This is a genomic window from Halocella sp. SP3-1 (genome assembly GCF_003953885.1).
Taxonomy (GTDB): domain Bacteria; phylum Bacillota; class Halanaerobiia; order Halanaerobiales; family DTU029; genus Iocasia; species Iocasia fonsfrigidae.
In genome coordinates this window covers 2,045,682-2,059,712 of sequence record NZ_CP032760.1, presented here as the reverse complement: position 1 = coordinate 2,059,712, position 14,031 = coordinate 2,045,682, and the positions used below count along the sequence as shown (strand labels likewise).

At 33.8% G+C, this 14,031-nt stretch carries 9 protein-coding genes; 1 reads left to right on the top strand and 8 read right to left on the bottom strand.

From position 1 onward, the window contains the following. Window positions 1-15 precede the first annotated feature (15 nt). Window positions 16-2,301 (bottom strand): sensor histidine kinase, encoded by a 2,286-nt coding sequence (locus D7D81_RS09715; protein ID WP_125989533.1) that lies wholly within the window; start codon window positions 2,299-2,301, stop codon window positions 16-18. Window positions 2,302-2,637: 336 nt separating this feature from the next. On the opposite strand from D7D81_RS09715, the gene D7D81_RS09710 reads away from it, so the two are divergent. Beyond that, complete coding sequence (locus tag D7D81_RS09710; protein WP_125989531.1) at window positions 2,638-3,342, top strand: response regulator transcription factor; 705 nt, start codon at window positions 2,638-2,640, stop codon at window positions 3,340-3,342. A 267-nt stretch (window positions 3,343-3,609) separates the two neighbouring features. On the opposite strand, the gene D7D81_RS09705 is transcribed toward D7D81_RS09710, so the two are convergent. The 7 genes from D7D81_RS09705 to hydA all read right to left on the bottom strand — a co-directional run bounded on the left by D7D81_RS09705 (window position 3,610) and on the right by hydA (window position 14,016). Continuing rightward, window positions 3,610-7,281, bottom strand: coding sequence for a LysM peptidoglycan-binding domain-containing protein (locus D7D81_RS09705; RefSeq protein WP_125989529.1), 3,672 nt, complete (start codon window positions 7,279-7,281; stop codon window positions 3,610-3,612). Next, a complete protein-coding gene (locus tag D7D81_RS09700) occupies window positions 7,282-8,448 on the bottom strand; it encodes a hypothetical protein (RefSeq protein ID WP_125989527.1) in 1,167 nt (388 codons plus the stop codon). Window positions 8,449-9,049: 601 nt separating this feature from the next. Further along, window positions 9,050-9,499, bottom strand: coding sequence for a hypothetical protein (locus D7D81_RS09695; protein WP_164522199.1), 450 nt, complete (start codon window positions 9,497-9,499; stop codon window positions 9,050-9,052). 180 nt (window positions 9,500-9,679) lie between these two features. Further along, the gene (locus tag D7D81_RS09690) at window positions 9,680-10,843 is read right to left on the bottom strand and encodes an iron-containing alcohol dehydrogenase (RefSeq protein ID WP_125989523.1); all 1,164 of its coding nucleotides are present in this window, start codon (window positions 10,841-10,843) and stop codon (window positions 9,680-9,682) included. 80 nt (window positions 10,844-10,923) lie between these two features. After that, window positions 10,924-12,156 (bottom strand): NAD-dependent dihydropyrimidine dehydrogenase subunit PreA, encoded by a 1,233-nt coding sequence (preA, locus tag D7D81_RS09685; protein ID WP_125992066.1) that lies wholly within the window; start codon window positions 12,154-12,156, stop codon window positions 10,924-10,926. Then, the gene (locus D7D81_RS09680; RefSeq protein ID WP_230869374.1) at window positions 12,146-12,481 is read right to left on the bottom strand and encodes an oxidoreductase YeiT; all 336 of its coding nucleotides are present in this window, start codon (window positions 12,479-12,481) and stop codon (window positions 12,146-12,148) included. The genes preA and D7D81_RS09680 overlap by 11 nt, the downstream gene beginning before the upstream one ends. A 167-nt stretch (window positions 12,482-12,648) precedes the next feature. Next, entirely contained in the window at window positions 12,649-14,016 is a 1,368-nt protein-coding gene (hydA, locus tag D7D81_RS09675) for a dihydropyrimidinase (RefSeq protein ID WP_125989521.1), read from the bottom strand. Window positions 14,017-14,031 lie beyond the last annotated feature (15 nt).

Genomic DNA, 14,031 nt, shown 5'->3' with positions numbered 1-14,031 from the left:
CTCCTTTCCAAATTCCTAATCGTTTTGCTGGTTTACCATTAAGACCCTTCTTATTTTTTGACTAAGTTCATTAAGTAAGACCGGTTTGATTATATAATCATCAATAAGTGGACTATTAATATAATCTTTCACTGGCTCATTAACAAACCCGGTCATAAGGATAACCTTGATCTCAGGGTATATAGCTTTAGCCTTTTCAGCTAGTCCAATCCCATTTAAATGATGCATGGTCTGGTCTGTAATAATTAATTGAAATCTGGGAGGATTTTTCTTGAAAATTTTTAAAGCCTTTAAGCTATTTGTCTGGGCAATCATTTTATAACCTAATTTTTCCAATCTCTTTTTCATCATATTTACTATACTAGGGTCATCATCAATCAACAAAATAGTTTCATTACCTTTTAAAACAATATTATTATTGTTTTGTAAATCTACATATTGCCCTTCCATTTGTGGAAAATAGACATTAAAGACACTCCCTTTTCCTATTTCACTTTCGACAAAAATTTTACCATTATGACTGGCTACAATACCATGGACAACAGATAAACCCAGACCCGTCCCTTCACCCACAGCTTTTGTAGTAAAAAACGGATCAAAGATTTGATGCATTACTTTTTCTTTCATACCACAACCAGTATCTTTTACAGAAATTTTTACGTATTTCTTGCTTGAAAAATCTTCATTTTTCAATATATTCTCGTCATCCTTATCAATTAAATGCATGCTTATTTCTAATAAACCACCCTGTTTCTTCATAGCATCATAGGCATTAGTACAGAGATTAAAAATAACTTGATTTATTTGAGTAGGATTAGCCAGAATGTATCCGCAATCTTCAAAGTTTTCAATTATATCTATGTTAGAAGGTAAAATAGATTTCACTAATTTCAGTGTTTCTTTTATCAACTCATTTATTTTTACAGGCTTATAGTGTTTATTATTATCTCTATGGCTAAAGATCAAAATCTGTTTTATTAATTCTTTGGATTTTTTTGCTGCTTCATAGATTTCATTGATATCTTCATACCAGTAGTTCTCCTGGGATAAATCTTTTAACATCAGTTCTGCGTAACCAAGAATAGGGGTCAGTAGATTATTGAATTCATGAGCAATACCGCCTGTTAGAGTACCTATTGTCTGTATCTTCTGGGAATGTTGCAACTGTGCCTCACTTTTCCTCAGTTCGTCAGTTGTTTCATTTAATTCCTTTAAATATTTTGTTTCTATTTCCAGTGCTTCTTTATTTTTCTGTATTTTTATAATAAGAAAAATACAACTTGAAAATATAATTATAAATCCTCCAGCTATCAGTAAAGTACTAAGTAAATTCTCTTTTATCGGGTCTGCAATTTCTTCATAAGACATGGGAGTTGCTACTATCCAAAAATCATCACCAATATGAGCTGGAGCAAAGCCAGTCAATTTCTTAACCATAACTAATTTACTGTCAGGCCACCAGTATGAATGATAGACTGCCGTCCCTTCTTTTCCTGTTAACTGCCTTTTTATCAAATTATTTAATTCAGTAAAATTTAAGCCAGGGTATTTCTCTTTCCTCTTTATAATGACATGTGTCCCAATTTGTTCTTTAACCGGATGCATTAAGATAATTCCTTTTTTATCTTTTACCATTACATAACCCTTTTTTCCCACCTTTACTGGTTTAACTAGATGATTATAAAGGGTATTTAAATTTATTGTAGCAACTAAGATTCCTATAAATCGTTCCTTATAAAAGACAGGCTGTAAAATATTAAAAACAAAATCTCCCCTTATTCCCTGATAAACACTACCAATATAAGACTGCTGTGTTTTCAAAACATAATTTACATCGTCATTGCCAGAATCAACAGAATTGTAAAGCTGTTCAGAAATTTTAACACTTGCCCCACCTGAGCAATGATAGATAAGTTTACCTTTATCATCATATAAAGCAACTGACTGAATCTCTTTTTTTTGAACCTCATAAAATGCTTTTATAGAAGAAATATCTGGCTGTGCAATACCATCTTTCACAAAAACATTTAGTCTTTTTTGAAATTTGGGGTTGCCAGCAATAATTTTTAGATTATCTGCTTTTCCAACAACAAACAACTCCAAATTCCTGGCAGTAGATTTAGCAATTGTTAATAAGTGCTGTTCTTGCTGTATTACCATAGTATCCCGATAGTAAGTATAACTTACATAAATCATCCTTCCTAAAAAAATTAAGACCAAAAAAACAAAAATAATTAAGAAAATCATCATTTTAGTACTCTCAATGGTATTAAAAATATTAATTCTTTTTATAAATTTCATTCCGAAGCCCCCAATAAGTTTAATATATAAACAATTATATCAATTCTCCTGTTAGCTTTCTCGAAATAAAATTTAAATTTCAATCATTAAACTTCCAGTTATAAATTCCTAAAAGTTTGACAAGAACCTATGAAAGACTCTTATATGACAAAATCTTTAAAATATTATATAATAATAATTAAAGTTTCTTTATGGTTTTATACTATAATATAAAACTTAAAATAATCTTTAAAAAACTTAAAATTTATTAAGTAATTTCTTAAGAATTATTAAGATTTAATTTTAGTTTTTGTTACATAATTATTTGAATTTTATATAAAGCAGGGGGTTAACCTTATGAGTAAAGAAAAAATACTAATTGCAGATGATGAAGAATACATTCGAAAAATTATTAAGAAAACTCTTAGTAGAGAAAATATGATTATTTTTGAAGCAAATTGTGGTAAGAAAGTTCTCAATATAATGGCTCAAAAACCATTTGATTTAATTATTTTGGATATAATGATTGGGGACATTGATGGATTAGATATTATCAAAAAAATTAGGACTGATGGCATTCATATTCCTATTATTCTTATAACAGGAAAAAAAATTAAAGACTATGATAAAATCCTGGGATTAGGAATAGGAGCAGATGACTATATTACCAAACCTTTTAATCCAGCTGTTCTCTGTGCTCATGTAAAAGCACATCTGCGCAGGAATAAAAATTTAAACTCCCTTAAACAACAAACAAAAGAGCTCATAGTTGAACCATTTAGACTTAATTTAGACACTTATAAATTATATAAAAACGAAAAAGAAATCTCTCTTTCAGCCAAGGAATTAATGATGATAAAATTTTTTATGGAAAACCCCAATCAGGTATTCTCCAAAGAACAGCTGTATCAAAATATATGGGGTGATAGCTTTATTAATGATAATTCTATTATGGTATATATAAATCATTTACGACACAAAATAGAAACCAATCCCAAAAAACCTAAATTTATTCAAACGGTTTGGGGGATTGGTTATAAATTTGTTGGTAAATCCATTTAGTTAAAAACTGTTCCTACACGACTAAATCTAACAACAGCAAACCATGTTGTTCATTTTAAAAGATAGTGGAATCCAGTAGTAGAAAATTAAAACTATGATAGGTCTTTCAGAATAAGTCATAAGTCTGTATTATCTTATCCTTAAATTGCAAAACATTGGTTTAAAAAGTCGCTTAAATTCAAAAAAAGCCTGTCTATAAATAGCAGACTTTTTCCTAATTATTCCTGTATTAGTTTTTGACAATGTCTTAACGATAGAAATCCTTTTTTACCCAATATAATTACTCCCTGGTAGATATGAAACAACCACCTCTGGTAGATTGATATTATAATCACCATTCTGAAAGCCTTTAATCAAGATATGATTCCATTCACCTGTATTTTTCCCCCTAATACCCCCCTTATAACTAATAAGCAGTTCATCAACCTTATCATCATTATTAAGTTTTTGCTCAAATCTACACTCAAGTTCATATAAACCCTTTTTAAATGTATATCCAGAGATCAGACCACCAATATAAGTAAGTTTCTCAATATTCATCTCACCCAGCCTGAGGCCGTCTATATAAAGGTCACCTTTTCCATTAATTGCTTTATATCCCAGTTCATTAAATATATACTGTTTACAGAAACAGGCTTCACTTCCAAGACTATTTTTACCCCTTTCCTGACAGAGCTTTTTTAATTTACAGTCTTCATTATTACAGTAACTTTTCTGGGAATATATATAATAATCATGGGGTTGATTTATTTCTATCTCTTCCCGGGCTTTGCTCCCTACCAGCAACGTAAAATTTTCTCCCATATGTTCATAGGGTAAGTGCAAGCCATAATCACCGTTCTTAAAATTCTCTATTAATATTGCATCAAGTATTTTACTATCCCTAATATTTTTTGATAATTCTTCACGGTATATTTCTTTAATATGGGGGTGGTTTTGTAAATCAATTAATAGTCTGTCTTTTTTGATAGAAAACTCATATTTTACTTGATCATCATCCCTATACTCTATAATCCCTTCTTCTGTTTCTCTATGTAGATTAATCCCGCTGCCAATAGGCTTGTCCCCAATAATAATCCTATCAGCTTGATTATAAAGCTCTTCTCCATCTTCCTGATTTAATTTATAATTATAGGCCTTGCCAGAGTTGATGTTTATCTTGATATCATTTCCTGCACAGCTTATTATTTCATGATTAGAATACTCCTTTTTCTGTTTGGCATATAATGTACCTGAAATTATATGATACCTGGGCAATTCTATCCCATAATCCCCATTCTGAAAATCATCTATCTCCAGTATGTTTGCTATAGCTGGCCCGTCTCCAAGGCTACCATATTTGATGATTAGTTCTGTTTTATCATAGAGGTCAAATAAGGAGTTGAAGTCCAGTTTACCCTGGGGGGTAAAAGTATAATTAACTTTTAACATTAGTTTCTTTGTTCCTTCTTTATAGAAATTTTCTTCATATTCTTCTTTGAGCTGTCCTTGATACCTGGTTTTTCTCAAAAACCTAATATTTTCACCAATAGTATGACCGTTTAACTTAATTACCCCCATACCATTGGAGTTTTTATAGTTTTTCTCTTCACCAAAACCTGCTGTAAATTGATAGGGATCTTCTGGAGTACTTAGTTCTTCTTTGTTTTTTCCTAAACTCCCATATAGCCTGTCATGATTTTTCTTGAAAAAAACATGGGGTAAGAGTACATCAGGGTCTTTAAAGATTAGATAGTCATAGTTGACACCCTTACCATCACCCTCCTTTTTACTAAATAAATTTCCGTAAAGGCCTTCTTCTTTAAAGAACTCATTATGACTTAACTCCAAAATTTCTTCATAGCCTTTATTATCCTCAAAACGCAGGCCTATACCAAATTTATTGGCCTGTCTGTCAATAATACTGATATGTCTCACCTGATGAAAAGGCACCCGGCCCCTGGTATCAATACCGACATTAATCCCCTGTTCCAGCAAGAACTTTAGATACCTCTCCGGGAAGTGTTTGCTGGTTTCTTTTAAATGGTCTTTTATTTCGGGGACAGTATATCCTGGTAAGAATAAGAAATTATGTTTGTCTATTATATCCTTTGTTTTCTTTTTATGTATTAATCTTGGGATTATATTAAACTCAGGGTTTTTAAAGGATGTCCATCTGCGGTCCTCATAGGCCCAGTCAATTTCCAAGGGAACCAGGAGAATATCTCCTGTATAGATTGTACCCCCCTCCAGATTATTAAGGCGTTTTAGTCTGGCTACATCTGTATCATATTCTACAGCTATCTCACTTAAACTATCACCTTGTTTTATTTCATATGGAACCTTGGTTAATGGGGGGATCTTTAAGGTTGCCCTCTCTTTGATATTCTGATTCTCATGAAGATTATTTGCCTTTCTCAGGGCCTCACAACTTATAAAATGATCATGGGCTATATCTTCAAGGGTATCTCCTTCTTTTATTATTACTTCTTTATAACTGTGTTCATAGGGGTCCCATTCCCATTTTTGAAAAATATCAGTAATTATCCTCCTCATTACATCTGCGCTCTTTATCCCCCTATGGTCAAAAAAGGCTACAAAATCCTCGTCCAGCTGGTTAATCGCTTCGTTTCCCTTTTTTTCAAATTTACGGTTCATCATTCCACCAATACTTTCCACAGTACCATAACAAGCTGATAAGCCTTTAATTTTATTGGTAAACTCACTTACATCCCCTATACCTTCATGTTTAGCTAAACACTTAAAATCTAAATTGGCAAGGCTTTTGACATTGCCCCTCCAGAGTATTTCAAAACCTTCAATCCCACCAGGGGCATCAATCTCAAATTCGGCTATCCTGGGGTCATCTGTATGAAGGTCACATAAGAGATACATCTGGCTAACCCCATTAAATAATTCTGCTAGGTTAAACTGCTTTTTAAATTCTTCAAAAACGGTATCCAGGACTTCATTCCAGATATCTGTCTGTTTAGTTTCATCTATCCGGGAACCATCATTTTCTTTCTCCATTAACTTAAGTTCTGCTGCCTTTCTTACCCCCATAGAGACCGGTTGAGCAGAAACTACAACAGCAGCACCGAGCATCACTGACAGGGGATGCCCTGCCTTCATCAGGGTTACCCCTAAACAGAGAAGGATCATATTGACCCTACCTGATATTCGATTTAACATAAGCTCTCTATTAAGGGCTGCCAGATATTCACCTGCTGTTGCAAAACCACCGTGTTTTACCTTAGGGGCCAATTTGATGATTGCCGGGCCCCAGTTACAAAAATATTCTGACATAAGGGTTTTAATTGCTTTAGTACTTTTTAAACCATCTGATCCCCTCTCCTTGATCAGATTAGCAATGGCATCAGGACTGGAATACTTCTTTACCAGGGTTTCCTGGGCATACTGTTCTGCCTGGTCAAAAAACTCCCCACCTATTAATAATAAAATCTGGAGGTATAGGTTATCAGCAGCTTTTTGAACCCTTCCTTCATTTAAATCAACCTTATTACTGGGATGAAGCTCCTCACTTTCATCAGTCTCATCATCAAAATAATCATGATACATATAGTCTAAAGATGAACTGGTATAAAAGCTTAAAGCCATTACACTGATATTGGCTATATTTTCCCCCAGTGCACCAGCAGTATTACTATAAGCCTCAGCATAAGTCATCCCCCTACCCACTATCTCCAGGGCATCTGCCGCAGCATCAAACCTCACCTGTTCATCTGTCAGGCGGAAAAGGGTTGTGTATCTGGCCGCTGTTGCTTCGGCAATGGCTTCATTTTTTTTAACTCCAGCCCGTTCAACCCAGTCAAAATCAATCAGTTCAATTCTTTCACCACTTTTCTCATCTTCTAAATAAAATTTACCTGGGTCTTCATCATTTCTTTTATCCCTTTTATATACTACCCTTTTATTAGAAACTACCTTGTCATCAATCACTTAATTCACCAACCTTTTATATTGATATTCAGTTATAGACATAATACAACCATCTCTATCCCTTTCAATACTCTTTATTTCATTATTATATTGGTCATAAATACCTTCACCATATTCCAAGATAGATAGTTCCGGATTTTTATATATCCCTTTAATCACATTACCCCTGTCATCATACTCATATTCATATATATCTATAATTTTACCATCAGTGTCTTTTTTTATTCTTTTTATTAAATCACCTTCTTCATTATATTCATATTCAAGGATAATAACATTACTAACACATCTTATATCCTTCCCCTGTTCATCATACTCACTTTTTGAGTTATATCTATCAACTATAACTCCCTCTAAATTTCTGGTAATCGAAGTATCTGACAAAATATTACCATTCTCATCAAAAAAATGTTCAGATATAGTCTCCTTATTATTCCTCTTTTCTATACTTTTTGTCCACTCATAGGCATGCCTGATATATACATCATCATAGAAAAACTCACCTTCATAACCAGACTCTCTCCATTCATATTCATATTTTAGATTACCACCTGGATAATATTCCTTTTTTACTATACGTAGTTTTTCCCCTGTTTCTTTATCTTTTTCAAGATACTCAATAAGCTGGTCATCTTCATTATAGCTATATTTTGCTATACCATTTGGATAACGGGGGAATTCCTGCACCTCTTTAACCATACCCCGGGCACTGGAGTTTCCTATCCATTTGTTGGCAAAATACTCTGGATGTTTCTTTACCTCTCTTTCAATTACCAAATCCCTGTCATTATATTTATACTCAATATTACCTACTATGCTATCATCACTATCAATGTATTTTACTGATAATAGATTTCCATGACTATCATAATCATATTCAACAGTCCCCTTTAAACTACCATCACCTTCTTTATATATTTCTTTTGTCAGGACAAATTCCGGTCTTTCAGCTGGTTGAATTAGCTTACCACTGCTATCATCTACATTATTCGAATCATTACTTTGCTCTGCTTTCTCTCTCGCCAGTCTAGCTTTACTTATCTGTTCATTTTTCTCCTTATCCTGATTTAAAGTGGTTTCACTCCCATTACAGGCAGCTAAAGTAATAAGTAAGGTTAGTGATATAAGTAATATCAATGTTCTTTTAATAGATTTCTTTTCTATCATCTTCTTAATAACTCCTTTTATTATTTTCCTTATTATGTTATTATAACATATATTGTTATTTGCAGCATTGGATTTTGTAATTTTGGGTAATTTGTAGTAGTTTATAATAATTATTGACATAGGACTTATTATGATTAATTATTATATCTTGCTACCGTAATATAACCCTCTAGCTCTGCATAATTTATAATCAATAAAACAAAAAAATAACAGAATAATTCTGAACTTAAAAATTTGCTATCTTATTTTGAGCAGACCGAGAAGATTTACTGCATTTACTCTAAGAAACAAAAAACCTTGACCCTGAAGAAGTAAAAAAGATCATCCGAATATTAAAATAGTTAAAGAAAAGCCATGATATTATAATCATCATGGCTTTTTTTATTAATATTCTAATTTAAACTCAAAAATCATATAATTTCTATCTTTTAATTCTATAATTTTGCTTTCTTGCAATTACGAAAATACTCCTGATTTGTTAGACAATGTGCGCTTTTTTAGTTTTAATATTTTATTATCTTAAAATCTTTCTTACAAAAGCCACAACAGAATGAAATAAAAGGATTTGTAGCAATTGCCAAACAAATCTACAATTCTTCATCTAGCTGAGTAAAACCTCCATACTATCAGATATCTTTAATCTAACTTCAAAGATACATGATTCATCACCTTCTAGTATCGAAGATATCCTTTTTATTTTAACATTATTTTTTCCGAATATATTTTCCCAATTATATTTTAAACTCAATTCTGAACAATTACATATACGTGGGCTATTAATTAAGTTATCTTGAACAAGGTCACAGCCACAATTTTTATAAACTATTTCAATTCTATCTTGAAATAGTTTATACTGAAAATCAGAAAATTTCTCTTTTAACAATTCAAGGGATTCTTCTATAGATAATACTTCATTATTAAATGCTTCTTGGTATATTTTTAATGAATAAGAATCAGAACAACTTTTCGCACATTCCTTCAGAAAATAATTAACTTCTTGAATGTTTCCTTGATCTATATAATTATTAACTCCCTTAAACCAAAATCTCAAAAATCTTTCTTTTGTATCTATTCGTATCACCTCCTACTCGGACACTTCATACAGCATTTTTCTCTCCTCTTCCTGATGATTTTTCAGCTAAGTCCAATCCTCCATCCATCAAGTAATATATTTGCTTCAACCTCTTTTAAAATACAGAGCCCCTTAATATACTCCGCTAAGACTTTAAGATTAGCTATCTAGTAATTTCTTATAAATTGATATTATATCTTCTTTATCTGGACTACGATATGTATTTCCAGGACTACCACTTGCCAGTGCATCCTCAGCCATTTTTTCCAAATTAGCTAAGTAATCATTTTTCTCAATACCCAGTTCCAGTAGATTAGGTATTCCCACATCATTGCAAAGACTTCTTATCAGCATCACACCCTTAATAGCCAGTTCTGGAGCAGAACCATCTATACGATTATTCGCCATAGCCCTAGCAAGCTCTGCAAACCTTTTCTGATTACCAGTACAGGCAAATTTCATACAATCACCAAGCAAAACTGCATTTGAAATACCGTGAGGAATATGAAATAAAGCACCAATAGGTCTTGACATACCATGTACTAATGTTACAGAAGAGTTATTAATAACAAGTCCTGCCTCTGTAGATGCCAACATAAGTTGACTGCGGGCTTCCATATCATTTCCATCCAGATAAGCTCTCTTTAAATACCTGGATATTTTTCTAATAGCAGACAAAGCTAAATTATCAGTAAGGGGCTGATTTTTAACAGAAGTATATCCCTCAATTGCATGAGTTAAGGCATCTAAACCAGTAGCAGCAGTGACAGAAGCTGGTACAGAGATAGTTAATTCAGGATCTACTATGGCCATCTCTGGCATTATATAGAAACTGGCTATCAACATTTTTACATCTCTTGAGGTATCATTAATGATTGTATATCTTGTAACTTCGGAACCTGTACCTGAGGTTGTAGGTATAGCTATGACTGCTGGAATATTATTTTCAACTTTATCCAGCCCCATATAATCACTTATCTTCCCAGGATTTGCAACCATAATTCCGATAGCTTTAGCTGCATCAATAGGACTACCCCCACCGATAGCTATTAAGAAATCACAATTATTATTTTCATAAATTTGTAATCCTTTTTCCACATGTTTATCATCAGGTTCTGAAGTTACATCATTATAAAGTACAGGAAATATATTATAATCTCTAAGAAATTCCATAACCCGTTTAACATAACCAAGCCTTACTGCAGAATTACCTGTTACAATTAAGGGTTTATTCCCATAACTGACTATCTCCTTTAAGGCTTGATCAAGGACACCTTCTCCATAAAAAATAGATTTAGGCGTTAGAAACCTTGCTGCTTTCATATAATCGCTTTACCACCTTTCTCCAGATCAAATTATTCAAAATAAGATATAAATCCCTGCATCCACATTAAATATTAATTTTAAATAATATCTTCCTTTAAGTCAAGATCTTTTTTGAAAACCATCTTACCGGTCTTAATTGCACCACTGGGACATACATGATTACAGAGGTGACAGCCGACACATTTTTCTTCAATCACTACTGGCTGACGAACTTTTGACCAGCTTATCGCCTGGTGTCCACCATCGCGACATGATATATAACACCGTCCACAACCAATACACTTTTTCTGATCTATCTCTGGATATAAAATAAAATTCCGATCCAGTTTATCAGCAGATACAATATTATCGAGGGCTAACCCTAGCAGTTTTTCCAGACTCTCAAATCCATTACTGGCCAGATAATAACTCAATCCACTGATCATATCCTCAATAATACGATATCCATACTGCATCACAGCAGTTCCTACCTGGACATTACGTGCACCAAGTAGTATAAATTCCAGGGCATCCTGCCAGGTTTCTATCCCCCCAATCCCACTGACAGGCACATTATATAAGTCAGGATAACTGGCTAACTCATATATAAATCTTAAGGCAATAGGCTTTATGGCTTTACCAGAATAACCGGATACAGATGATTTACCATTAATAACTGGAGCAGGAGCCATTTTTTCAATATCTACTGAAGTTATACTTTTGATAGTATTTATAGCGGCCAACCCCCTTGCCCCTCCCTCAATAGCTGCTAAGGCAGGTGGTATCATACTACCCAAATTAGGAGTCATTTTTGCTAATACTGGTAGATCAGTACCGGCTACAACTGCTTCAGTATAAGACTTAACCAGTTCAGGGTTTTGACCTACATCTGCTCCTAATTTGTTATCAGCCATCTGGGGACAAGAAAAATTACATTCTATAATATCTACTCCAACCCCTGTCATTAATTTTGCCAGTTGGTTCCATTCTTCTTCACTCTGTCCCATAATAGACGCAATTAAGATCTTATCAGGAAAATCCCGTTTGATTTTTTCCATTTCCAGCAGGTTTTCTTCCAAACCCTTTTCAGAAGTCTGCTCCAGATTTTTGAAACCAATAAAAGACCTACCTTCTTTTTTAAGCTGGTCAAATCTAGGTGAAACCTCATTAGCTACAAAAAAACCAACTGTTTTAAAAACCAATCCACCCCAACCTGCATCTAAAGCCCTGGAAACCATTTCATAATTACTGGAAATCGGTGATGAGGCAAGAAAAAAAGGGTTTTCACACCTAATTCCACAAAACTCTATTGATAAATCCTTAACTGCCATCATTATTCACCTTCTTTAAAATACCTAATTCCAAATTAGACAGAAAATTATTTATGCTGCTTATTTTTATAGGACTATCCAATCTTCCCCTGATACAGGCTTTTTCACAATTTCTCTGCTCAAAACAAAGCTCTGAACAAGTCTTATCTAGAAAGCCGAATTTCCTATATTTTGCTTGAGCCCCAGGGAAATTCTCAAACCGTATTGAACGAATAATACTGGCAGAATCAATATTAGCTGGACAAGCCTGTGTACATGGTGGATCATAACACAACAAACACCTTGCAACTTCCTGTTCAGCTAGATCGAAGGTTAACTTGCGCATTTCTATCACCTCTTGGTTATTATTCATCCTTCTATATTAACTCTCTTCAGTTACTTGAATTTTATATTTTTTATTTATTAATTAAGTGTCTGGCATAATATTCCACTGGCCCAACATACCTGATGACAATCCATTATGCAAATAGTGCCTATTTTAATCTTGCCAGCTTACCGTTTAAGGCTCCTTTTAACAAAATTACCCCAGCCTGCTTCCCCGAGGAATTCCCCATCTTGATATACAACTCTACCTCTTGAAAGAGTCATAATTGGATAACCGTCTAGTTCTACCCCTTCCCAGATAGTGTGGTCTATATCTGAATGCATTTTTTCTTGAGTAATAGTAAATTTCTTTTGCGGATCATAAATTACCAGATCAGCATCAATATTGGGAACGATGCTACCCTTACGGTCAGCACAACCAAATATCTGAGCAGGATTTGTAGAACACAATTCTACAACTTTATTAAATGAAATTCTCCCTTGATTGGCCTCACTTAACATATAAGGATATAGGTTCTCTACTCCCATACAGCCATTAGGGATCTTGCTAAAGTCATCAATACCCCAGTCTTTTTCTTCACTCTGGAATGGGCAGTGATCAGTTGCAATCACTGATATATCTCCCTTTTTAATTCCTTCCCAGAGGGAATCCTGACTTTCCTTACCCTTAATAGGTGGTGAACATACGTAATTTCTACCATCATCTCTCTTATAAACTTCATTTGTAAAATGCAGATAATGAGGACATGTTTCTGCATATATTTCATAGCCCTCATCACGAGCTTTAGTGACTTCTTCCATCCCCTCTTTATTGGCCAGATGAACTATATAAACCGGGGCATCCAATGATTTAGCTAAATGTATTATCCTTTTGTCAGCCTCTGCTTCTACAAATTCAGGACGGCTTTTATAATGATACCAGGCAGAAGTTTTGCCTTCAGACAAATACTTTTCTACACGGCGCTCAGTAATATCTGCATTCTCAGCATGTACTGAGATTAATGCTCCAATATCCTTAGATTTTTCCAATAGATAAGCAAGTACCCCATCATCAACCATTAAACCTGACTTTTTATAGGCCATAAATGTTTTAAAACTGGGTACTCCATACTCTACCGCATCTTCCAATTCTCTAATTACATCATCACTAAGATCAGTAATTGCTACATGAAAGCCATAATCCACACATGCCTGAGGGGCACACAACTCTTCTCTGCCTTTTATAGCTTCCATTAGTCCCTGACCCTTATTCTGCATAACAAAATCAAAAACTGTTGTAACCCCACCACAAGCAGCTGCCCTTGTACCAGCCTCATAACTGTCAGCAGAAATAGTCCCACCAAAGGGCATTTCTAAATGGACATGAGCATCCAGGGCACCTGGAAGGATATATTTCCCCTCTGCGTTAATTATTTGATCTGGATCATACTTTATATTTGTTCCAACCATTGCAATTTTCTGGTTCTCTATTAATAAGTCTGCCTGATAACTATCTATAGCCGTAATAATAGTACCATTTTTGATCAATATAGTCATAATCATGCCTCCCCA

What these genes read in the sequence shown, in the direction of transcription:
- D7D81_RS09715 (WP_125989533.1), bottom strand. Translation starts at nt 2,301, where the DNA reads ATGAAATTTATAAAAAGAATTAATATTTTTAATACCATTGAGAGTACT.
- D7D81_RS09710 (WP_125989531.1), top strand. Translation starts at nt 2,638, where the DNA reads ATGAGTAAAGAAAAAATACTAATTGCAGATGATGAAGAATACATTCGA.
- D7D81_RS09700 (WP_125989527.1), bottom strand. Translation starts at nt 8,448, where the DNA reads ATGATAGAAAAGAAATCTATTAAAAGAACATTGATATTACTTATATCA.
- D7D81_RS09690 (WP_125989523.1), bottom strand. Translation starts at nt 10,843, where the DNA reads ATGAAAGCAGCAAGGTTTCTAACGCCTAAATCTATTTTTTATGGAGAA.
- preA (WP_125992066.1), bottom strand. Translation starts at nt 12,156, where the DNA reads ATGGCAGTTAAGGATTTATCAATAGAGTTTTGTGGAATTAGGTGTGAA.
- D7D81_RS09680 (WP_230869374.1), bottom strand. Translation starts at nt 12,481, where the DNA reads ATGCGCAAGTTAACCTTCGATCTAGCTGAACAGGAAGTTGCAAGGTGT.
- hydA (WP_125989521.1), bottom strand. Translation starts at nt 14,016, where the DNA reads ATGACTATATTGATCAAAAATGGTACTATTATTACGGCTATAGATAGT.